We start from the raw sequence: 22,360 nt of genomic DNA, 5'->3' as shown, positions 1-22,360 counted from the left end.
GCCCGCGCCGCGCGGGGTGGTGTGGGCGCCGCGTTACCGGGGGCCGCCCTCGTGGGGGGTGCGGGGGGGGGGGCGGGGGGCCCCCCCCCCCCCCCCCCCCCCCCCCCCCCCCGCCCCCCCCCCCCCCCCCCACCACACTCACCATCAACCAGAAGTACCGAGCCCGAAGGCTCAACGACGCAAATCATTGATGCGCCCCCAACGACAACCCCAGCAACCGCTGCTGCAACTCGCCATCCTCGATCAGCTCACGCATCAATCCGCGATGCACGACACGACCGTCGTCCATCACCGCCACCGTGTCGCCCAGCTCGGCTGCCACGCGGAAGTTCTGCTCCACCAGCAGCACCGTCGTGCCGGCCGTCGCCTTCACCGACCGCAACGCCTCTATCAAATTCAGCACGATGGCCGGTGCGAGCCCCTTGCTCGGCTCGTCGATGACCAGCAGCTCGCGCGGCTCGATCAATGCGCGCGCAATCGCGAGCATCTGCTTCTGCCCGCCCGACAGCTTGCCCGCCGGATGCGCCCAGAAGGTCTTCAGCGCCGGGAAGAAACCGAACAGCCACTCCAGCCGGGAAGCATCCAGCTCGGCCAGCTTCTTCGCCGACCGTGCCGCCAGCAGCAGGTTCTCCGCCACCGTCAGCTCGCCGAAGATTCCCATGGTCTCAGGCACGTAGGCGATGCCCCGCGACGCAATGTCGGGCGTGGCGAGCTTTGTGATGTCCTGGCCCTTGAACGTCACCGTGCCCTTGCTGGCCGCCCACAAACCCATCAAGGTGCGCAGCGTGCTGGTCTTGCCGGCGCCATTGCGGCCCAGCAGCATGGTGACCTGGCCGGTGGGCACCGCAAGGTCCACGCCATGCAGGATGTGATACGCCCCGACGTGGGTATGAACCCCGCGCAACTCCAGCAGATTCATGCCGCAACCCCGAGGTAAGCCTCTTGCACTATGGGCGAGGCGATCACCGTCGCCGGGTCGCCGTCGGCCACCAGCTTGCCCTGGTGCAACACGATGATGCGGTCGGCCAGCTCGCGCACCACGTCCATCTTGTGTTCCACCAGCAGCAGCGTGTGCTTCTTCTCGGCCTTCAGCGCGCGGATCAGATCAAGCACCACGGGCACCTCGTCCACGCTCATGCCGGCCGTCGGCTCGTCGAACAAGTAGACCTTGGGGTCCAGCGCGATCAGCATGGCGACCTCCAGCTTGCGCTGGTCGCCATGCGGCAGGCTGGCCGCGAGGTCGTCGGCGCGCGAGCCCAGGCGCACGCGCTCAAGAATCGACTGCGCTTCAGCGATCAGCTCGCGGTGCGACAGCCAGGTCGACAGCAGCTTCAAGCCCTTGCGCTGCCGCGCCTGCACGGCCAGCCGCACGTTCTCCAGCACCGTCAGGTGGGCGAACAGCTGCGTCAGCTGGAAGGCCCGGCCCAGGCCGCGGCGCGTGCGCACCGGTGCGGGCAGGCCCGTGAGGTTCTCGCCATCCAGCCACACCTCGCCGCTGCTCGCGGGCAGCTGGCCCGAGATCAGGTTGAAGTAGGTGGTCTTGCCCGCGCCGTTGGGGCCCACGATGGCCGTCAGCGTGCCGGGCTGGAAGGCGCATGACACCGCGTCGACGGCCACGTGGCCGCCAAACCGTATCGTTAGGTTTTTGGTCTCAAGCATCGAGCCGCGTCCGCACTTTCAGGCCGAAAGGTCAGCGCTTGTTGCGAATCGGGACCTGCATTTCCTCGGGCTTGATCTCCCGCACCAACTCCGGTACGCCCCACGGGAAGGCCGGGTCCACCTTGATGCGGAAGTGGTACATGGACTGCATGGCCTGGTGGTCTTCCGGGCGGAAGGTCATCTTGCCCTTGGGCGTCTCGAAGCTCATGCCTTCCATGGTCTTGATGAGCTTGTTGGTGGTCGTGTCGCCGGCCGTCTTCTTCAGCGCCTCGACGATGGCGATGGCGGCCGTCATGCCGCCCGCGGTGAAGAAGTCCGGCGGGTTCTTGTATTGCTTGTAGTGGTTGGACACCAGCCACTCGTTGACCGGGTTCTTGGGGATGCCGAAGTAGTAGTAGGTCGCCCCTTCCATGCCGGGGAACTGCTTGTACGCGGCCATGGCCGGCAGGATGTTGCCGCCGGAGCCCACGCCGATGCCGTAGCGCTTTTGCAGGTCCAGCGCGGCCAGTGCGGGGAAGGGTGTCGTCGCGCCGGCCCACACGACGGCGATGACCTTGGGGCCGGGCTTGTCCTTCAGCGCATCCACCAGGCGCTGGATGCCGGCGGTGAAGTCGGTCGTCGCCGTGGGCAGGTACTCCTCGTGGACGATCTTCGCTTTCTTCAGCGCTTCCTTGTAGGCCTTCACGGCGTCACGGCCGAAGGCGTAGTCCTGGGCCAGGATGCCGATGTTCAGGCCCTGGATGTCCGAAGCCACGGCGTTGCCGATGGCGTCCTGCGAGGAGTTGCGGCCGGTGCGGAAGATGTACTTGTTCCACTTGTCGCCGGTGATGGAGTCGGCCACGGCCGGCTCCACGACGAGGATCTTCTTGTACTCCTCGGCCACCGGCAGCAGCGCCAGCGCCACGCCGCTGGACGAGGGGCCGACGGCGATGTCGGCCTTGTCGTCGCCATAGGCGGCGGCCAGCAGGCTCTTGCCCACGTCGGGCTTGCCCTGGTCGTCCTTCTCGATGACGACGATCTTCTTGCCGGCGACGGTCATCGTGCCGCCGGTGGCGTAGTCCAGCCCCATCATGAAGCCGATCTGCGTCTGCTTGCCGTAGGCCTCCAGCGGCCCGGTCTTGCTGTAGACATGGGCGATGCGGATTTCCTTGCCCTGGGCCATCGTGTGGCCAGGGAAGATGGCCGCCGCAAGGGTGGCGGCGGCGAGGGCAAAGCGGCGCGTGATCGGACGCATGGGGCTTGTCTCCTGAAGTTCGTCTTCGAGGTCTGCTCTGTTGGCAGACGGTGTCTTCCCTTTTTGCAAGGGCCGTGCCCGGCGGGGAAGGGTCGCCGGAGCCGGTTTTCCTCAGGGTTGGCCCGAGGTTTTTGGACGTTAGCGCAGGTCTGTGTGTCTGAATATCAGACGTTGTCCGAAAGCTGGACTTCGAGATCGGGCCATCGTGCCAATCGCTCGTACAACGACGCCCGCGAGATCTGCAGCAGCCTTGCTGCCGCCATGCGGTTGCCGCCGGTGGCCTTCAGCGCGCGCGCGATGGCGTCGCGCTCCAGCGCCTCGATCAACTCGGGCAGCGGGGCCACGGCCTGGGAGGTCGCCAACGTCAGCGCGGGAGCGGGCTCGGCCGGCGGTGCTGTCGCCACGGCGGCCGGCATCGCGGCTCCGCCATTGAAATGCGCCGCCGTCAGCTGCATGTCGTCGCTCATCAGGCTGACCTGCTCCAGCGTGTTGCGCAGCTCGCGGATATTGCCGGGCCAGGCCTGTTGCGCCAGCCATTCCAGTGCATCTGGGCTGAGCAGCTTCTGCGGCATGCCGCTGCGGCGGGCGATGTCCTCGCCCAGCGCCTCGGCCAGCGCCTCGATGTCTTCCAGGCGCTCACGCAGCGCCGGCACGCGGATGGGCAGCACGTTGAGCCGGTAATACAGGTCGGCGCGGAACTGGCCGGCGGCCACCATGGCCGCCAGGTCGCGGCTGGTGGCGGCAATGACGCGCACATCCACGCGCATGACGGTGTTGCTGCCCAGCGGCTCCACCTCCTGCTCCTGCAGCACGCGCAGCAGCTTGCTCTGCAGCGCCAGCGGCATGTCGCCGATCTCGTCGAGGAATAGCGTGCCGCCGTCGGCCAGCTTGAATTTGCCGTCGCGGCCCTTGCGTTCCGCGCCCGTGTACGCGCCGGGCGCGACGCCGAAGAACTCGGCCTCCAGCAGCGTCTCGGGCACGGCGGCGATGTTGACGCCCACCAGCGGCCGGTGTGCGCGGCGCGAGGCCGAGTGGATGGCGTGGGCCATCAACTCCTTGCCGGTGCCGGTCTCGCCCAGCAGCAGCACGGTGGAGTCGGTCTGCGCGACGCGCCGCGCCTGGCGCTTCACCTCCAGTGCCGCGGGGCTGGCGCCGATGAAGCTGGCGATCGTGTACTTGGGCCGACGCTGCGCGGCGAGTTGCCGGCGGGTGTCTTCCAGCTCCTGCTGCAGCCGCGCGAACTTCTGGATCAGCGGCTGCATCGTCGTCTCGGGGTGGTCGAGCAAGACCAGTCCCAAGGCGCCGATCACTTCACCGGCGTCGTTGCGCAGCGGCAGCCGGCTGACGAGGAAGGTGCCGGCTTTGTTGGTCAGCAGGTCCACCAGCACCGGCTTGCCGGTCTCCAGCACCTGCAGCATCTGCGTGTTGGGCACCACGTCCTCGACACGCTTGCCGACGAACTCGTGCTCGTCCGAGAAGCCCAGCGCCGGCAGGAAGCGCTTGTAGCCGTCGCTGATCCAGACCACGCGGTGATCGCGGTCGATGACCATCATCCCTTCGGTGGACCGGGCCAGCACGTCGAACATGGACTGCGCGGCCAGGCGCAGCAGGCCGTCGACATCCTGCGGGATGTCGGTGCGTGTCTGGTTTTTGGACAGCGGCATGAAGGCGGGAATGTAGCGGGATTGGGCTCCGAGGCGACTGAGTTGGTGGGGGCGCATGGGTGGCTTACTCGTCGTTGTCGTTATCGTTGTTGGGTGGCTTGGCGGAGCGAGCTGCTCATCGGGAGATTGCCGGGAGTCCGTCCCGGCGGCCGGGTGACTTTCTTCTGGCGCCACAGAAGAAAGTTACCGCGCTGCCGGGCGCGCATCCCGGCACGGTACTCGCCAGCAGCCTGAAGTACCGAGCCTGCTCACACCGTTCAGAACTTGTACGTTCCGCCCACCGAGAACGTCCTCGGCGCCCCGTAGTACGCATTCAAGACGCCCAGCGCCGCGATGTTGTAGCCATCCGTCTTGTACGCCTTGTCCGTCAGGTTGCTGCCCTGCAGGAAGAAGCTCAAACGCGCATCCTTCTCCCAGATCAGCCCCGCATTGACCAGCGTGTACGCGTCCTGCGCCAGCGACTCGGACAGGTCGGTCGTCGGATAGACCTTGGTGCGGTGCGTCACGCCCAGTCGCGAGCGCAGCGTGCCCATCGCGAGCCTGGCGTTGTGCTCGATGTTCAGGCCGGCCTGCGTCTTCGGCGTGTTGGTGAACTTCTTCTGATCCGCCACGTTGACGCCGCGGTCGAAGTACTCGTCGTATTTGGCGTCCAGCAGCGCGACATGGCCGCTGACGCGCCAGTCGGCGGAGGGGTTCCACACGAACTCGACCTCGCCGCCCTTCAGCGTGGCCTTGCCGGCGTTCGTGAAGTCGCCGAAGAAGCCGGGCTGGCCGTTGGGCTGGGTGTAGCTGGTGAACACCGACAGCTGCACGTTCTTGTACTTGTTGTGGAACAGCGCGGTGTTCAGCTCCAGCCGGCCGCCGTCCAGGATCATCTTGGCGCCCAGCTCCAGCGAGTCCAGCTTCTCGTCCTCGAAGGGGCGGCTGGACGCCGGGAACGACAGCGTGTTGGCGCGGATGTTGTAGCCGCCGCTCTTGAAGCCGCGCGAGGCCGTCGTGTAGAGCTTCACCGCGTTGCTGAGCTTGTATTCCAGCGACAGCCGCGGCGACGTGTTGGTCACGCTGCGCGAGTTGTCGAAGTTGGCCGGCGTCGCGATGGGCGTGCCGCTGAACGTGTCGTTCGCGAAGGCCTGGTTCAGCACGCGGGCGCGCTTGGTCTCCTTGGTGTAGCGCAGGCCTGTGCTGACGCTGAACTGCGGCGTCAGGCGCCAGCTCCAGTCGCCGAACACGGCCTTGCCCTCGGTATAGACGATGCCGTTGGTGGTGCCGAAGCTCAGGTTGAAGAAGTTGTTGCGCACCGTGCCGCCCGCGCGGCCGTCGAACCAGTAGACGCCCATCACGCCCGAGTGGTTGGCACCTTCGTAGATGGCCTGCAGCTCGTGGCTTTGCGAGCTGTCGTGGTACTCGGCGCGCACATCGGCGATCTTGTTGGGCAGGCCGTCGAAGTCGATGGACGTGTCGGTATCGGACGCGCGGTGCGCGGCGATGTACTTCAGGTTCCAGTCGTCGTTGAGCCCCCAGTTCATCGTCAGCGATTCGCCCTCGCTGTTCGTGTAGTTGGCGTTGGGCATGCCGGTCGCGATGTCATAGCGGCCCGTGGTGGGCGGCGTCTTCGCGGGGTCGAACGCGTTCACGTTCAAGCGCTGGAAGCCGCGCATGTGCGAGTTGTCGCGTGTCCGATCGATAGACACCTGGGCGTTGAACGTCGAGCCGGTCGGGAACCATCCGGCCGAGATGCGGCCGCTGGTGGTGGCCTGATCGCTGACCGCACTGCCGTCGGTCAGGTTTTTGCCGTAGCCGTCGCGGTTCAGGCTGGCGCCGGCCAGACGGAAGCGCAGCTGGCCGTCGTTCAGCGCCGTGCCCACCGCGCCCTTGGCCGTGACCTGGCCGTAGCTGCCCGTCGCCAGCGTCACCGCGCCCTCGGTCTTCTGCGGCAGCGGCTTGGACACGTACTTCACCGCGCCGCCCACCGTGTTCTTGCCGTACAGCGTGCCCTGCGGGCCGCGCAACACCTCCACGCGCTGCACGTCGTAGACGTCCAGCAGCGCGCCCTGCGGGCGGGCGATGTAGACGTCGTCGAAGTAGATGCCCACGCCCGGGTCCACGCCCCACAGCGGGTCCGCCTGGCCCACGCCGCGGATGAAGGTGGTCAGCGTCGTGTTGCTGCCGCGCGCGGCGTAGATGGTCAGGTTGGGCACCTGGCCTTGCAGGTCGCCGAGGTCCTTGATGGCCAGCTTGTCCAGCTGCTCGGCCGTCAGCGCCGTCACGGCCACCGGCACGTCCTGCAGCGACTCCTCGCGCTTGCGGGCCGTGATCTTGACGACGTCCAGCGTCGTCACCGTCGGTTCGGTGGCCGGGGCGGTCTGGGCCTGGGCCGGCAGCGCGGCGCCGAGTGCGGCGGCAATGGCGAAATGCAGGCGGTGGACGCGTGAAGGCGCCGGTAGGCGTCGTGGCATGGAGGTCTCCTCGTTGTTTGTGTGAGCCAGCCCCCGCAGCGCAAAAGACATGCCCGGGCCAAGTTGGGGCAAACCGCGTGGAAACCCTTGCGCGCTAACCCGCGAAACGGGCGTGCACGGCCTCGGTTCTGTCTGAAATCCAGTCAGCGTGCATCGCCGCTGCTGTCCATTCGCCGGACATCCGCCCTTGGGGCTGCAGCGCCCGCCGGCCGCGGCTATCCTGCGCCGCTATCCCCATCCCCCGGAGACCCGAGATGCTCAAACGCCTGCTTCCCGCCGCCCTTGCCTTGGCCTTCAGCGCCACCGCCTTCGCCGCCGGCCCGCAGCTCAAGGGCCAGGCGCCGGGCTGGTACCGCGTGCAGCTGGGCGATTTCGAGATCACCGCGCTGTCCGACGGCAGCATCAACCTGCCCGTCGACAAGCTGCTGCAGCAGCCGCCAGAGAACACGTTGCGCGCGCTGCAGCACGCTTACCTGGGCGTGCCGCTGGAAACCTCGGTCAATGCCTACCTGGTGAACACCGGCGCCAAGATCGTGCTGGTGGACACCGGCACCGCCGGCCTGTTCGGCCCCACCGCCGGCGTCATGCTCGCCAACCTGAAGGCCTCCGGCTACAAGCCCGAGCAGGTGGACGAGATCGTCATCACCCACATGCACGGCGACCACATCGGCGGCGCCTCCAGCACCGCCTTCCCGAACGCGACGCTGCGCATCGACAAGCGCGACAGCGACCACTGGCTGGCGCCCGAGCAGGTCGCCAAGGGCGACGGCGCCAAGGCCATTGCCGCGCTGGTCAAGGGCTTTGCCGATGCCGGCCGCTTCAAGCCTTTCGAGGGCGCTGCGGCGGGCGTGGAGATCGTGCCCGGCGTGAAGGCGTTCCCCGCCTACGGCCACACGCCCGGCCACAGCAACTACGTGGCAGAGAGCAAGGGCCAGAAGATGATGTTCTGGGGCGACCTGATGCACGTGGCCGCGGTGCAGTTCCCCAACCCCGAGGTCACCATCCAGTTCGACAGCGACCCCAAGGCCGCTCGCCCCGAACGCGAGAAGGCCTACGCCGCCGCGGCCAAGGACGGCTACTACGTGGCCGTCACGCACATCAGCTTCCCCGGCATCGGCAAGCTGCGCACGGATGGCAAGGGGTATGACTGGCTGCCGGTCAATTACTCGACGAACCGCTGAACCTCAGCCTGCGATCACGCGGTTGCGCCCGCCGCGCTTGGCCGCATACAGCGCAGCATCCGCCCGCGCCAGCAGCGCCGCGGCATCTTCGTCCCGCCAGGTCGCCAGCCCCACCGACACGGTGATGGCAACACCCGGCACCAGCGGGCCGTCGGCCACCGCGCGGCGCAGCCGGTCGGCCGCGTCCACGGCCAGCAGCTCCTTGGTGCCGGACAGCAGCACGACGAACTCCTCACCGCCGTAGCGGGCGCAGACGTCCGACGGCCGCAGCTGCGCCTGCACGCGTTGCGCGAACGCGCGCAGCACCGCGTCGCCCACGCCGTGGCCGTGCGTGTCGTTGACGGCCTTGAAGCGGTCCAGGTCCAGCATCAGCAGCGACAGCGGCCGGCCTTCGCGCCTGGCCAGTGCGAGCTGGGCGGCCAGCGCCTGGTCCAGCGAGCGGCGGTTGGGCAGGCCGGTCAGCGCGTCCGTCGCCGCCTGGTGCTCCATGGCGGCCAGCGCTTCGCTGAGCTGCACGGTCAGCGCCGCATTGGCCAGCTGCAGCCGTATGCCCTCCACCACGCGCGTGGCCACGCCGTGCATGAAGTAGCACAGCAGGCCCAGGAACACGGCCAGCCCCAGTGCGATGTCCAGCATGGCCCGCCCGGGCAGGCGCAGCAGACCGGTCAGCGCCGTCAGCCACAGTGCGGCGCACAGCGCGTAGAACACGTGGATGCGCGTCACGTAGACCGGCGCGTTGACCGCCGCGACGCCGCACAGCACGGCCCCCAGGAAGGCGTTCAGCGCCGCATCGTTGCCCGCCAGCAGCGCGATGACGGCGCCCCACCAGGCGCCGTCGATGGCGGCCGCTGCCTGCAGCCAATGCTGGTGCCGGGCCAGGTTCATGCCCTCGCGGCGTATCAGCGCCAGCAACCCCAGCGAGATCAGCCATCCCGTGGCTGCCAGCGCCAGCCAGGCCAGCAAGTTGGCTTGCGGCACGCGGCCCCAGGCGGCCCAGGCCACGAGGCCCCAGCCCAGCGGCGCGGTGCGCATCGTGCGGCTCAGCGCCAGCACGCATCGGCCGAAGGCGATCTGCTGCGCCTGGTCGTCGTCAGGCCCGGCGGCCGGCGGCGGAAGCGGTGCGGTCATGGAGCGCGAGTATCGGCAAGCCGCAGCGGCTGTCCAGTCAGTTCTGCCCGCGCGCCATGCGCGCAATGGTGGTCAGGTTGATCGCCGCGATGACGATCTCCAGCGCCGTGCCGCCGATGGAGCCGACGACGAGGTTGTTGGCGATCCACAGCGCCGTGCCGCACAGCATCAAGAGCCGCATGGGGATGCCCTGCAGCGTGAACAGCGCGATGGTGCCCAGGCAGGAGGCCGTCAGCGGCAGCCAGTCGGTGGGCTTCTCGGCGATGACCAGCCCGAAGCCGATGTTGGCCGTGACCACCGCCACCGCCACCCACTTGGAGCGCGTGCGCAGCGACAGCAGCGAGCGCGTCATCGAGATCAGCGAGCTGGCCACGGCCGTCGGGTTGCCCAGCAGCGTGAAGTGCACGACATAGGCCAGGCACTCGCCCGTCATGTACCACTTGAAGCGTCGGTCGTCGGTCTGCAGGAAGCAGGCGACGCCCAGCACGAAGGCGACGTAGCCGAACAGCTGAGCGGGGGAGAACCAGTCGGTGGCGAGCATGCGGGAAGCGGTGGCCCCCGTGAACTGGGGGGTGAGAAGCGGCGGGGGCGAATTGTCCTGCTGACGCCAGGGAATACAGCCTTCGCGTGACGGGCAGGCTCATTCATCGGGGTTATGCCGTTCGCTCGAATTGGCAGCGGCGCCACGGACTAACCCGATCACGCCTGCACAACGCGTTTGACGACCATCCGGCCCGCCTCAGCTCAGCGACTGTGTCGCCCCTGCCATGAACCCGTTGAAGAAGAAGCTGCTCGCCGCCCTGGCCCTGACGGGCTGCCTGATCGCCGCGCCGGCCATGGCCGAGCTGCAGGTGCGTGCCGGCGGCACGATGGTCTACGACACCGTGACCAACCTGACCTGGATCACCAATGCCGCGACGGGCGGCCTGCTCAATCAGGCCGATGCGACCGCGTGGGCGGCGTCCTTGAGCTTCGGTGGCTTCGACGACTGGGCGCTGCCCACGGTCGCGCCGGTCAACGGCAGTGCGCTGCAGCTGGACTACAGCGAGGACGGCTCCACCGACGTCGGCATCAACAACGCCGGCCTGAACACGCAGCTGGGTTACCTGTACTACGCCAGCCTCAGCAACGCGGCGTTCAGCCTGACGAACACGGGCCCGTTCAGCGGCCTCGTCGACCCCGGCAATGACGTCGGCCCGGTGTTCTGGACCAGCAGCGCCAGCGACCCCGGCTTCAGCCTCGCCTTCTTCATGGGCATGGGCATGCAGGACCAACTGGCCAACGACACGCTGGCCCAGGCCTGGGCCGTGCGCGTGGGCGACGTGGCGGCCGTGCCCGAGCCCGGCAGCGTCGCGCTGATGCTGGCCGGCCTGGCCGGCGTCGCGGCTGCGCGCCGTCGTCGTTCGATCTGACACGGAGACCCACGATGAAACGATTGGCTCTTCTCGCCCTGCTGTGCCTGGGCTTTGCCGGCACGGCGCAGGCCCAGTACACACCCACCCCCAATGACTGGGCTTGCACGGGCAAGGTCGGCGGCACCTGGACGCACGGCCGCGCGCCGTCGGGCTGCGATGCGTCGGCCTTCGGCCCCGACAGCTTCGTGCGTGGCAACTACACGGGTGTCATCTACGACGACGCGGCCCATGCCGTGAGCAACGCCACCGAGCGCAAGCGCTACATGCAGGCCATGTACCCGGTGATCCGCGACGCGAGCCAGCGCTACCTGCTGGCGCGCAAGCCGGGCGCATCGGCGCGCGAGCTGGAGGCCTTCCAGCGCGGCACCTACGCGACGCTGCGGCAGGAGACGTTCTGGTCACACTACCGCGACGCGCAGCTCGCCGCCGGCCAGCCCTACGTGCTGAAGATGATGCGCGGCGACAGCGGCCACGGGCACGGAATGATGCAGGTCGACGACCGCTATCACTTCGTCCGGCTGCAGGAGGGGAAGGGCTGGAACATGATGCAGAACTTCACCTACGCCATCGACATCTACTACGCCGCGTGGCAAGCCGCGCCCGCCGCCTGCCTGGGTGGCGTGACCGAGCCCACCGGCACGACGGCCGACATCGACGCCTACTGGCGCAGCCGCGCACGCGCCGCGTGGAGCGCCTACAACGGCGGCCCCACGCGCGTGTGCCGCTGGCAGAACCCGGCCGACGTCAATGTCGCCAAGGACAACGGCTACCGCGACAACTACGACAACCGGCTGTGGCTGGTGGACGTGGCCGACCTGACCAAGGCCGCCGCCATCGATGTCAACTGCCTGATGGACAACGGCCCGTCCTGCCCGGTGCCCACCGGCGGCAGCGTCGAGTCCGGCAAGCTGCTGCAGGTCGGCACGTCGGCCTGCGTGCTGAACGCCGCCGGCACGCTGGAGTGCGTGGACGACGTGCGCGACGCCGCCTGCCTGGGCGGCCGCGCCAGCTTTGACGAGAACAGCATCACGCCCGTCTACGTTGCGCAGACCACCGGCTTCCCGCGCATCGACCACAACCGCCACCAGCTGTGCCGCGGCCAGGTCGCGGGCCTGCAATCGCTGGGCAGCGCCATCGCGACGCTGCAGCCGCTGGACCTGCGCTCCGCGCCGGATGGCATGGTGCTGGGCCAGGCTGCCGCCGGCACCTACCAGGTGCTGGACTTCATGGTGGTTGGCGCGCAGACACAGAAGCGTCTGTACCGCATCCGCGCATCCGTCAATGGTGCGCTGACCGACGGCTGGATCGATGCCGGCTTGCCGGCCACGCACGCCGCGCTGACCGTGGGCGCCGCGCCCGCCGGCGCCGGCACGCTGCCTTACGCGGGGGACTGGGTCAAGGTCGTGCCCAACCTCAACATGCGCGCCACGCCCAACGGCACCGTGCTGATGGCCATCCCGGCCGGCACCGCGGTGCAGATCAAGGAGGTGTACGGCACGGCCTCGGCCAACAACCTGTACTACCGCCTCGAGTACACGCACACCGACGGCGTGCTGCGCGAGGGCTGGGTGTTCGGCGGCAACCTGTACCCCGTTTCCACGCTGGCCAACTGGGTCGTGCCGACGACGGCGCCGTCCGCGCACAAGCCGGCGCACTGCCCCAACGGCACGCGCTACGACGCCCACCTGCGCCAGTGCATGAGCGCCAGCCAGACGTATGGCCCGTTCACGGCCGCCAGCACGCAGGCCTGCGTGGAAGCCGGCGGCGGCGCGGTCTGCACGGCCAATCGCCCGACCGTCATCGACGGCGTGGCGGTGACGATGCCCATCTGGAGCAAGGCGCTGGCGGCTGCGGCCACCGGCAACGGCGACTGCCCGCGCGGCGCGTCGCGTTCCATGGCGCACCGCTTCCACTGCACCGAGGCCGTCACGCGCAATGGTGCCGCCGAGGTGGACGTGTACGGCCCGTTCGGCACCGCACTGGTCAACGCCTGTCTGACGCGCAGCGGCAACGCGGCCTACTGCCGCACCAACCGCTGGCCGTCGGCGACCTTCCTGGCCCTCCAACCGTGATGGTCTGAGACATGGCGACGAAGGCTGTTCTCGCGTTGGCGCTCGCCGCGGCCGTGGGCGCCGGGCTGTGGTGGAGCCAGCGTGATGACGGCGCGCCGGCTGGTGGCGAGGCCCGGGCGTCGCCGCAGCCGGCGCTGGCCGGCGCTGCCGTCGGGCCTGTCATGGCACAGGCGCCGGCGTTGGCCGCCAGCCTGCCGCTGCAGGAGCCGATCAACGCCACCGCGCTGGCCTCCCAGACGCCCGTCCAGGCCGTGCGCGGCCTGCTGCAGTGCCACGCGGCCAACACTTGTCGCGTCACCAGCCGCGAGGGCCTGGATGAACATTTCGAGATCGTCGGCGCGCTGATGCAGCAGATCGAACGGCTGCAGGCACAGGGCAACCCGGCCGAGCAGAGCGCGCTGGTGCGCGAGCTGCTGGCCTTCCCCGATGGCCACGTGCAGGCTGCGGCACTTGCGCTCGCAGCGAAGCTGCCGCCCTCGACAGAAACCGTGTCCGCCGCCGTGGCAGCGCTGGGCAAGACCTACGACGCCGTGCTGCTGGACAAGGCCTACCCGGTGCTGCGCCAGTGGCAGCAGCTGGGCCTGACGGCGGGCTACGACGAGATGTTCGTGGGCCTGGTGCACACCGGCGGCTGGCAGGCCGCGCAGTCGGTGGCCGAGAACGTGGGCCCGTTCCTGAACGCAGGCAACGTGGCGCGCTTCGAGCAGGTCGCGCGTGAGCTGCAACCGGGCGCGCGCCAGCAGGCCTTGCTGCGCTCGCTGCGCGACTACCAGCTGCAGCGCCAGGGTGGCTGAGCTGTCGGGCTTGCGACAGCCCATGCGGCTGACGCTGGCTAGCCTGTGGGCATACAGACAGGAGACATCATGGCTGCCCGCATCGCGCCCGCAAGCGAACCTTTCGATCCCCAAGTTGCCGAGGTCATCAACCGCACGATGAAGGGGCGGCCGCCGCTGCGGCTGTTCACGACACTGGCGCGCGATCCCCGCCTGGCGAAGAAGTTCTTTGCCGGTGGCCTGTTGGACAAGGGTCACCTGAGCCTGCGTCAGCGCGAGATCGTCATCGACCGCACGACGGCGCTGTGCGGCTCCGAGTACGAATGGGGTGTGCATGTCGCCGGCTTTGGTGCCGTCGCGGGCCTCAGCGAAGAGCAGGTCCGCGCCACCGTGCATGGCGGCGCGGAAGCGGCCTGCTGGAGCGACGAGGAGCGGCTGCTGCTGCGCCTGTGCGACGCCTTGCATGCCGACTGCGACGTGGACGACGCGCTGTGGGCGGAGCTGCAGCGCGCGTTCAGCGACGACGCGCTGATCGAGCTGCTGATGCTGGCCGGCTTCTACCGCACCGTGAGCTACTTGACGAATGCGCTGCGGCTGCCGCCGGAGGCGGGCTGCCCGCGGTTTCCTGCCGGCTGAAGCAGTTGGCCGCTGGCTGACGAAGGCGGCGCCGTCCGACAGGGGCGGCGGGGCGCGTTCCCATACTGGGGCGATGCGCTTCCAGGACTATTACGAGACCTTGGGTGTCCGGACCGATGCGGACGCGGCCGCCATCAAGCAGGCCTACCGACGCCAGGCCCGGCTGCTGCATCCGGACCTGAACCACACGGCCGAGGCGCATGCGGCCATGGCGCGCATGAACGAGGCCTACGAGGCCTTGTCGGACCCGCAGCGCCGTGCGGCCTACGACGGCGTGCGGCGTCGGCAACAGGCCGCCGCTGCCAAGCCGGCCAAGCCCGAACTGCCCAGCGACTGGAAGCAGGGCTTCAGCTACGACGGCAAGCCCACGGCGGGCCGCAGCGGCGACGGCGGGTTCAGTGACTTCTTCACCAGCATGTTCGGCCGCTCCGCCAAGCCGGAACCGGCCGACGCGCCCGAGCGCGGCGCCGATGAGCATGTGAAGCTGGTCATCGACGCGTCGGACGCCATCGACGGCGCCGTGCGCGCGGTCAGCGTGCGCAGCCTCGCGCCGGATGACAAAGGCCACCGCGCCGCAGTCATGCGCAACCTGCAGGTCAAGATCCCCAAGGGCGTGCGCGCGGGCCAGCACATCCGCCTGCCCGGCCAGGGCTCGGCAGGCAGCGGTGGCGCGGCCGCGGGCGACCTCTACCTGGAGATCCAGTTCAAGGACACCGCTCGCGAGAGCAGCCGCGACGTGCTGGAGCCGCTGCCGCTGGCGCCCTGGGAGGCCGCCTTGGGTGGCGATGTCAACGCGACGACGCCGGCCGGCGAGATCAGCGTGACGGTGCCGCCCGACACGCCGCACGGCAAGCGCCTGCGGCTCAAGGGCCGCGGCCTGCCCGGCCAAACCGGTGAATCGGCCGGCGACATGGTGCTGCAGGTCGAGGTGAAGCTGCCGCCGTCCACGCTGCCCGGCGCGCGCGCCGCCTACGAGGTCATGGCGGCGGCGGTGGGCCGCGACTTCCATCCGCGTGCACCGGGGGGCTCCGCATGAACGACTCCACCGTGCTGGTCGGCGTGCTCGTCGACGACCAGACGCTGACGCTGGACGAGCTGGCCTGCGCCTGCGGCGTCAGCGCCGACTGGCTGAGCCAGCGGCTGGATGCCGGCCTGCTGGTCTGCTGCAGCGGCGAGGGCGCGGCACGCCGCTTCGCGAGCGCCCAGCTGGACCGGGCGCTGCGGCTGCAGGCCATCGAACGCGACTTCGACGCCAACCAGGAGCTGGCTGCGCTGGTGGTGGACCTCATCGACGAGATCCACCGGCTGCGCTCGCGCTCCACATGATCCCGAAAGCTTTCCCATGAGCTACATCGACTGCTACCTCGCGCCGGTGCCGCGCGCGAACAAGGCCGCCTACGAAGAGCTGGCCCGCATCTCCGCGCAGGTGCTCAAGGAGCACGGTGCGTTGAGCGTCGTCGAGTGCTGGCTGGACGAGTCGGGCCCGGACGCCAGTTCGTACCACGGCACCAGCGCCCGCGAGGCCGACGAGTCCTACGCGAGCATGGCCACCGCGGCCGGCGCTGGCGATGGCGAGACCGTTGTGTTGTCGCATGTCGAATGGCGCGACAAGGCGGCGCGGGACGCTGGCATGGAGAAGGTCACCAGCGACCCGCGCATGCAGTTCGAGGACCGGCCGCCCGCGTTCGGCGGCAAGCGCCTCATCGCGGCGGGGTTCAAGCCCATGCCGCTGGATTGATCCGTTTGCTTCACGCCGCCACGGCCTGCCCGGCGCGCTGCGGCAGCCGCATGAACATCAGCGCCGACAGGAAGGCGCCCATGCCCAGCGCGAACGCGCCAATGAACAGCCAGGCATAGCTGGACGACGCGTCGTAGATCAGCCCGCCCAGCACCGGCCCCAGCGCCATGCCGACGCTGCTGGCCATCGTCGTTCCGCCGATCACCGTGCCCATCATGTGCAGCGGGAAGTTCTCGCGCGCGATGACGGCGAACAGCGGCATCACGCCCGCGTAGGTGAAGCCGAACAGCGCGGCCACCGTGTAGAAGCTGCCCAGCTCGCGCGCATACAGATAACCCAGCGCGACGACGGCCTGCGCCAGCAGTGCCAGCACCAGGATGCGCGCGGCGCCGAAGCGGTCGCCCAGCAGGCCGAACACCAGGCGGCCGCCCATGCCTGCGAGCCCCTCCAGGCTGTAGATGGACACCGCCGCCATCAGCGGAATACCGCAGGTGACCGCATAGCTGACCGTGTGGAAGATGGGGCCGGAGTGCGTGGCGCAGGTCAGGAAGCTGGTCAGCACCAGGATCAGGAAGGGCGCCGAGCGCAGGGCCTGGCCCACGGTCATGTCGGGCTCGGGCGGGGCAGCGGCGGCCTGTGACAGCGAGGGCGGGCGGCGGATCAGCAACGCGGCCGGCAGCATGACGGCCGCCACCACGGCAGCGATGACCTGCAGCGTGCTGCGCCAGTCGTGCGCTTGCACCAGCCAGGCGGCCAGCGGTGACATCGTCAGCGGCGCCATGCCCATGCCGGCCGACACCAGCGACACCGCCAGGCTGCGCCGCGTGTCGAACCAGCCGGTCACGCAGGCCATCAGCGGCGCGAAGATGGCCGCGGCGGCCACGCCCACCAGCGCGCCGAACCACAGCTGGAACGCGAGCAGCGACGTCGCCACGCTGGCCAGCACCAGGCCCGTGATGAGCAGCACCGTGCCGGCCAGCACCACCTGGCGCGGGCCGATGCGGTCGGACAGCGTGCCCCAGAACATGCTGCCCACGGCCAGCGCGGCGAACGCGACCGTCATCGCGGTGGAGATGCCGGTCGTGGACCAGCCAGTGTCCAGCGAGATGGGCCGCAGCAGCACCGGCAGCGAGAACAGCGCGCCTATGGCCACGCAGCCCAGCAGGCCGCCGGCGGCGACGATGATCCAGCGGTAGTGCTCGCGCAGAGCTGAGGGGGTCGAGTCAGGCATGGCGGGTCCTTAGCAGCCAACGGCGACGGAGCGATTCCACCGCTTCACCGCCTACGACGAACGACGCCTGGCCGGATCGACAACACCGGCGCGAGCCAGGTCTCCCTAGCTTGTCGTGCCTCCCTATGTCGACACCTCGGCCGGCGTCTGCCGGCCAGCAGAATGGCCCGCAGCCGCCCGCCCACGGCGAAGCCTGGAGCCCACAGACATGCAGCGCCGTCCATGAAACGCAGACTCCTCCTGGCGGCGCCGCTGCCGTTCACCCTCTCCGGCTGCGTCGTCGGCGCGCAGACCCTGACCCGGGACATTCCGGCGGCCGACCCGCTCGCCAACGAGTCCATCCTCGTCATCGGATTCACCAAGCGATACCGGGTCCACATCGTCAGCGGCACGCGCACGCCGGGCGGATGGGCGTCCGACGAGACGCCGATGAGCAGCGCGGTGGTGGTGAACACCTATCCCGAGGACGGCTACATCGTCGCGCGCGTGCCGGCCACGACCGGGAGCCGGGTCTACGGGCTGACGGCCGTCATGCCCGATGCGGCGGGCTTTGCCCACTTCAAGGCCTGTGCCGGCAACATGACGCCGGTGTTCGAGGCGCCGGCCGGCAAGGTCATCTACGTGGGCGCCGTGGGCGTGTCGGCGGCGGGCAAGGGTGTTCAAGTGCACAAGGGCGCGCCGGCCAGCCTGGAAGAAGTCAGGCAGCAACTCGCCGGGCGCTTTCCGACCCTGGCCGCCGCGGTTCAGCCAGAGCCCATGCGCATGGAACGGCTGATGAAGGCGCTGTGCATGAACTTTGCAGGCTGATGCTGCCGGTCAGTCAGCTGATTTCTGTGGCGGCGTCTCCACCACCACCGGCTTCTCCGGCCATGCACCGCCCGCGCTGAACGCGGCCCAGGCCCAGCCCACCCACTTCAGCAGTGACGTGGCCAGCCACAGCGCCCAGGCCAGCATCAGGGCGCGGTAGGCCCAGGTCGGCGCGCTCAGCGCCCAGGCACCGGCCGTGTGCTCGGCGAAGCGGTCGTTCAGCCAGCTCAGCAAATGGCTGCTGGACTCCGGCCCCGCCACCATCAGGTCGGGGTAGCCCAGCAGGCCGGTGCGCAACACGTCCAGCAGCGCGCCGATGGCGAACAGCGTCCACAGCACCAGCAGCAGCTGCACGAGGATGCGCTGCCAGCGCTTCGCATCGGGCACGGCGAGTGCCCAGCGGCGGCGCGCTTCCAGCAGCGCGAACCAGCCGGCCAGCACTGCCAGCGCCCACATCGACACCGGCGCCACGCCCAGCGCCAGGATGATCCAGGCCGGCCGGTTCATGATGCCGGGCAGGCCGCGCGGCGCGAACCACGCCAGCACCAGCACGACGATCAGCACGCCCCAGATCAGCACGGCCGGCCCTATCAGGGGGCCGCCCACGGCCAGCACGATGCGGTCCTCGGGCACGTGCAACTGCAGCCGGTCGTTGACGCCGGGCAGCCCCAGTGCCAGGCCTTCGTGCCGCCACACCAGGCCCATGCCTGCGGGCTGGCGCCAGCGGATCTGCACCCGCTGCGCGCCGGGCGTCAGCGGCAGGCTCAACACGCCGTCGCGCGGCTGCAGTGCCAGCGTGGTGCCGTTGATCTGCACGCTCAGCAGCTCGGCACCGGCCGGCAGCTTCAGCGCGTGCGGGCCTCCCAGGCTGGCGCGCAGGTTCAGGGCCAGGTCCACGTCGGTGCTGCGTTCGCCGGGCTTCAGCGTCGTGTGCACCTGGTCCAGCGTCAGCGTCTGGCCGGCCAAGCCGGCGGGCTTGGTGATGGCCAGCTTCAGCGTCTCGCCGGGCCAGGGCCGCCATTCAGGCCGCCATTCGCCATCCTGGTTCACCGTGGTGGTCGGCAGGCCGCTGGATTCCAGATGCCATTGCGGCGACGCGGCCAGCGTCCAGCGCTCCACCTGGTTGGGCTCCTTGCCGGCTGCCAGCGTCAGCGCGGCGGCGGGCGGCAGCGTGCTGGTGACGTCGGCGGCGTCGTCGCCACCCAGCTGCAGGCTGGCTATTCCGTCGCTGACCGTCACGCGCGCGTCGCCGATGGCTTCGCCGGGCAGCAGCGCCCAGCGCACGCGCAGCGGCGCGCGGCTGGGAGCCAGGCGCTCGATATGGGTCTGGATCTGCCAGCGCAGGCCCAGCTCCAGGCGGCGGTCCACGCGCACCAGCGGTGCCAACGCGTCGCGCTGCGTGCCGGCGTCTTCGGCGCGGGCGCCGGCCTGGGCCTCGCGGCTCAGCGTGATCGCACCGGTGCTCTGGCCGCGCGGGTCCAGGCCGGCCAGCGTCCAGCCCTTCAGCTCGGCCTGCAGCGCGCGCGGGGGCAGCGGCAGCGCGATGTCCAGGCCGCTGGCATTGCCCACGTCGGCGCTCAGCACCAACTGGTGCACGCCAGCCGGCACGGCGGCCCACAGCCGGCCTTCGTCGTCACGGCGCGTGGCGGCAGGCTGGCCGTCGAGCAGCACGCTGGCGGGTTGCCAGCCGGTGCCTTGGCCGGGCAGCGGCACGGCCACCAGTGCCTGCGCATGGATCTCGGCGCGCAGCTGCACGGCCGAGCCCTGCGCGCTGACGATCAGGCGGGCCAGGTCGGCGCAGCGCGGCAGGCAGTCGGGCGGCGCGGCCAGCTTGCCGCGCAGCGTCTGCAGCTGGGCGTCGCTGGGCCAGGGCGCGGTGCCGACCTTGTCGTCGTTCGCGTCGGCCGGCGTGGGTGCGAGGCCCAGCGCCAGGCACAGCGCGGCGGCCACGGCGCCGGCACCACGGCGCGGCAGCGCGGGCGGCTTGAAGCCCGACACAACCACCAGCGCCAACGCCAGCAGCGCCAGCCCCACCAGCTTCAGCAGCGCGGTGGCCCAGGGCGGCAGCAGCCACAGGTTCAGCGTCTGCTCGGGCGTGACCGGGCCGCTCCAGACGAGCCGATGGGCGCGCCAGTTCCAGGTGGGCAGGCCGGGGCCGGTCTGCACGCGGGCGCCGGGGTCCACGCGGGACAGGTCGCTGCTGCCGGAGTAAGACGACGCACGTTTCTCCAGCATTCGTGGTGCGGGCATCTTGCGAACCTCCGGCGCGGCGACCTCGACTTCGGGCGGTGGCACGAACGCCGGATGCTCAGACGCGGCAGCCGGCACAGCCTGCTCGGCCATCACCATGCCCACCCCATCCAGGCTGGGGTAGATGGACAGCCGGATCTCATCCACCGCATACGGCAGCAGCACCAGCGCCAGCAGCGCGGCCATGGCGACGCGTCCGCGCGCGAACAGCATCTGCGCCCGCCCCACCGGCAGCACGCGCGCTAGCGCCGTCAGCGCCAGCAGGCCGAACCACAACACGGCCGGCGGGCTGCCGGGCGTGTGCCAGGTCAGCGCCAGCGCCACGCCCACCAGCACGCCGGTGCGCCAGCCCAGCAGCCGGAAGGCGGCCAGCGCGGCCAGCAGCACGAAGAAGAAGTCCCACAGCGTCCACAGACTGACCCAGGCGCCGTCGGCGCGGCTTGGGCCTTGCGCGTGCAGCAGCCGCCAGCCGGGCGGCAGCTGCAGCGTGGCGTTCAGCTGATCCACGGAGGCCGTCCAGCCGCTGGCGGGCAGCGCACCGTCGCGGGCCCAGCGGCTGTCGGCCGTGATGCTGGCCTCGCGGGCGCGCACCTCGAAGCCGGCGGGGCCGTCCTTCACCAGCTGCGTGATGGGCTGGTCTTCACCGCCCAGCGATGCGCGGCCCAGCTGGCCAGGCGCGGCCATGGACAGCCGTGAACTGGCCGACAGCGCGCCGCTGAAGCGGTCGCTCGCCGTCAGCGCACGGCCGTCGAAGTCCAGCCACAACCGGCGCTGCAGGCTGAGCGTGTCGGGCGCGGCGGTCTCGTTGCCGCGCTGCAGCTCGGTCAGCTTCAGCGTCTCGCCCGGCTTGAGCCGGAAGGCCGGCAGCGCGCGCCAGTCGTCGGGCATCTCGACCTGGCGCGGGTCCACGCTGGCCACGCCCTCGGGGCGTATCAGCCGCAGCGCGGGCTGCGCCTTCACGGCCCAGACCTCTTCGTCGGTGGCCGTCTTGGGCAGGGTCAGGGCTTGCACGGGCGAGTTCAGCCGCGCGGTCAGCGTGACGCGCCAGGCGCCGGGCCGGGCCTGCACGATGAGCCGGCCGTCCTCGGCCAGCCGCGCGGGCAGCGGGCTGTCCAGCTGCATCGCCACCAGCCCCGGCAGCAGCGCCAGCGGCAGCTCCACCGCGCGGGCGCGGCCGGCCACGCGCAGCTCGTAGGACGTGGTGACCGTCAGCGGCAGCTCGTCGTCGACGAGGCGCACGGTCTGCACCGTCACGCTGTCGCTGGCCTCGGCCGGGCTGGCCACGGCGCGCAGCCACAGCCGGCCGTCGCCGTCGGGCTGGCGGGCTTGCGTGGCACCGTCGCTGCTGACGACGATGGCGCCCACGCCGGCCGGCACGGCCAGGTTCTGCGGCATCGCATCGCCCCAGGCGATGCGGCCTTCAACAACATGGCTGCCCGGCGCCAGCCAGACGGCGGGGTGGCCCTCGATCTCGGTGACGGGCAGCGCGCGGCCCGCCACCTTCGCGTCCTGCGGCCAGGCGCCGGCTTCGCCGGGCAGCGCCATGCGGGCCGGGGCACCGAACACCTGCACATCGAGACGGAAGCTGGCTTCACGCGCACCGACATTCAGCTGCAGCCGGCCAGGCCACACGCAAACGGCACCATCGGCCGCATCCTGCGGCGCCGGGCAGCCCAGCGGCGGCTGGCCTTGCAGCGCCCACGGCAGCCAGTCGCGTGCGGCGGGCGGCAGGTCGCCAGCCGTCAGCGGTGCGGTGTGGGCGGCCAGACTGGCGAGCAGCAGCGCCAGCGTCGTCGTGAATCGCTTCATGGGTCGTCTCCCTGCCAGCTCGGGCCCCGAGATGGATTGCGGCGGATTCCAACACAGTGAAATGTCCACCAGTTCCGTGGTTTTTCACGGGCGCGTTTGGTGCGACCGGCGAGGCCGTGGCGAGCTGCCTATGCAAGCGGTGACCTGGCTGCCGCACCCGGCCGTCGGTGCGGGTGCCAGTTCAGGTACTCCAATCGCAGGGAACGGCCGGTATGGGCGTGAATACCCCGCATTGCACTGCCGAGTCGCCGCTGGCACAGTCGCCCCGCTCACTTTGCCGGTTATTGCATCAATTTGATGATCGCCG

Annotated in this window: 18 protein-coding genes; 9 read left to right on the top strand and 9 right to left on the bottom strand. The window is 70.0% G+C overall.

Annotated elements, in window-relative coordinates; all coding sequences use genetic code 11:
* Window positions 1-184: 184 nt before the first annotated feature.
* The 5 genes from J2X21_RS22705 to J2X21_RS22685 all read right to left on the bottom strand — a co-directional run bounded on the left by J2X21_RS22705 (window position 185) and on the right by J2X21_RS22685 (window position 7,013).
* Window positions 185-919, bottom strand: a complete 735-nt coding sequence (locus J2X21_RS22705) for an ABC transporter ATP-binding protein (protein WP_310332397.1) — start codon at window positions 917-919, stop codon at window positions 185-187.
* Window positions 916-1,659 (bottom strand): ABC transporter ATP-binding protein, encoded by a 744-nt coding sequence (locus J2X21_RS22700; protein ID WP_310332396.1) that lies wholly within the window; start codon window positions 1,657-1,659, stop codon window positions 916-918. Before J2X21_RS22700 ends, J2X21_RS22705 begins: the two co-directional genes overlap by 4 nt.
* Before the next feature lie 31 nt (window positions 1,660-1,690).
* Window positions 1,691-2,893: a substrate-binding domain-containing protein gene (locus J2X21_RS22695; RefSeq protein WP_404667319.1), complete on the bottom strand. Its 1,203-nt coding sequence runs from the start codon at window positions 2,891-2,893 to the stop codon at window positions 1,691-1,693.
* Between the two features lie 164 nt (window positions 2,894-3,057).
* Window positions 3,058-4,557 (bottom strand): sigma-54 interaction domain-containing protein, encoded by a 1,500-nt coding sequence (locus J2X21_RS22690; protein ID WP_310332395.1) that lies wholly within the window; start codon window positions 4,555-4,557, stop codon window positions 3,058-3,060.
* 257 nt (window positions 4,558-4,814) lie between these two features.
* A complete protein-coding gene (locus J2X21_RS22685) occupies window positions 4,815-7,013 on the bottom strand; it encodes a TonB-dependent receptor (RefSeq protein WP_310332394.1) in 2,199 nt (732 codons plus the stop codon).
* 254 nt (window positions 7,014-7,267) lie between these two features.
* Here J2X21_RS22685 and J2X21_RS22680 point away from each other — a divergent pair, with 254 nt between their 5' ends.
* Window positions 7,268-8,194, top strand: coding sequence for an MBL fold metallo-hydrolase (locus J2X21_RS22680; RefSeq protein WP_310332393.1), 927 nt, complete (start codon window positions 7,268-7,270; stop codon window positions 8,192-8,194).
* A gap of 3 nt (window positions 8,195-8,197) precedes the next feature.
* On the opposite strand, the gene J2X21_RS22675 is transcribed toward J2X21_RS22680, so the two are convergent.
* Complete coding sequence (locus tag J2X21_RS22675; RefSeq protein ID WP_310332392.1) at window positions 8,198-9,322, bottom strand: GGDEF domain-containing protein; 1,125 nt, start codon at window positions 9,320-9,322, stop codon at window positions 8,198-8,200.
* A gap of 37 nt (window positions 9,323-9,359) precedes the next feature.
* On the bottom strand, window positions 9,360-9,863 hold the full coding sequence (locus J2X21_RS22670) for a YgjV family protein (protein WP_310332391.1): 504 nt from the start codon (window positions 9,861-9,863) through the stop codon (window positions 9,360-9,362).
* 226 nt (window positions 9,864-10,089) lie between these two features.
* Between J2X21_RS22670 and J2X21_RS22665 the strand changes: the two genes are divergently transcribed.
* From J2X21_RS22665 to J2X21_RS22635, 7 genes are all read left to right on the top strand, one after another.
* Window positions 10,090-10,734 carry a PEP-CTERM sorting domain-containing protein gene (locus J2X21_RS22665; RefSeq protein WP_310332390.1) on the top strand — a complete coding sequence of 215 codons (645 nt, stop codon included), beginning with the start codon at window positions 10,090-10,092 and terminating at the stop codon, window positions 10,732-10,734.
* Window positions 10,735-10,748: 14 nt separating this feature from the next.
* Window positions 10,749-12,809, top strand: coding sequence for an SH3 domain-containing protein (locus J2X21_RS22660; RefSeq protein WP_310332389.1), 2,061 nt, complete (start codon window positions 10,749-10,751; stop codon window positions 12,807-12,809).
* Between the two features lie 11 nt (window positions 12,810-12,820).
* Window positions 12,821-13,603, top strand: coding sequence for a hypothetical protein (locus tag J2X21_RS22655; protein ID WP_310332388.1), 783 nt, complete (start codon window positions 12,821-12,823; stop codon window positions 13,601-13,603).
* Window positions 13,604-13,672: 69 nt separating this feature from the next.
* The gene (locus tag J2X21_RS22650; RefSeq protein ID WP_310332387.1) at window positions 13,673-14,218 is read left to right on the top strand and encodes a carboxymuconolactone decarboxylase family protein; all 546 of its coding nucleotides are present in this window, start codon (window positions 13,673-13,675) and stop codon (window positions 14,216-14,218) included.
* A gap of 73 nt (window positions 14,219-14,291) precedes the next feature.
* Window positions 14,292-15,254 carry a DnaJ C-terminal domain-containing protein gene (locus J2X21_RS22645; RefSeq protein WP_310332386.1) on the top strand — a complete coding sequence of 321 codons (963 nt, stop codon included), beginning with the start codon at window positions 14,292-14,294 and terminating at the stop codon, window positions 15,252-15,254.
* A complete protein-coding gene (locus J2X21_RS22640; RefSeq protein ID WP_310332385.1) occupies window positions 15,251-15,544 on the top strand; it encodes a chaperone modulator CbpM in 294 nt (97 codons plus the stop codon). The genes J2X21_RS22645 and J2X21_RS22640 overlap by 4 nt, the downstream gene beginning before the upstream one ends.
* 16 nt (window positions 15,545-15,560) lie before the next feature.
* On the top strand, window positions 15,561-15,956 hold the full coding sequence (locus J2X21_RS22635) for a DUF1428 domain-containing protein (protein ID WP_310332384.1): 396 nt from the start codon (window positions 15,561-15,563) through the stop codon (window positions 15,954-15,956).
* A 10-nt stretch (window positions 15,957-15,966) separates the two neighbouring features.
* Here the strand turns inward: J2X21_RS22635 and J2X21_RS22630 are convergent, their stop codons facing one another.
* Window positions 15,967-17,187, bottom strand: a complete 1,221-nt coding sequence (locus tag J2X21_RS22630; protein WP_310332383.1) for an MFS transporter — start codon at window positions 17,185-17,187, stop codon at window positions 15,967-15,969.
* Between the two features lie 222 nt (window positions 17,188-17,409).
* On the opposite strand from J2X21_RS22630, the gene J2X21_RS22625 reads away from it, so the two are divergent.
* Window positions 17,410-17,994: a hypothetical protein gene (locus J2X21_RS22625; RefSeq protein ID WP_310332382.1), complete on the top strand. Its 585-nt coding sequence runs from the start codon at window positions 17,410-17,412 to the stop codon at window positions 17,992-17,994.
* Window positions 17,995-18,003: 9 nt separating this feature from the next.
* On the opposite strand, the gene J2X21_RS22620 is transcribed toward J2X21_RS22625, so the two are convergent.
* The gene (locus J2X21_RS22620; RefSeq protein ID WP_310332381.1) at window positions 18,004-22,053 is read right to left on the bottom strand and encodes a hypothetical protein; all 4,050 of its coding nucleotides are present in this window, start codon (window positions 22,051-22,053) and stop codon (window positions 18,004-18,006) included.
* Between the last annotated feature and the right edge of the window lie 307 nt (window positions 22,054-22,360).

The organism is Roseateles asaccharophilus (assembly GCF_031458115.1).
GTDB lineage: Bacteria > Pseudomonadota > Gammaproteobacteria > Burkholderiales > Burkholderiaceae_C > Pelomonas > Pelomonas asaccharophilus_A.
This window is presented reverse-complemented; position numbering and strand designations above follow the sequence as displayed.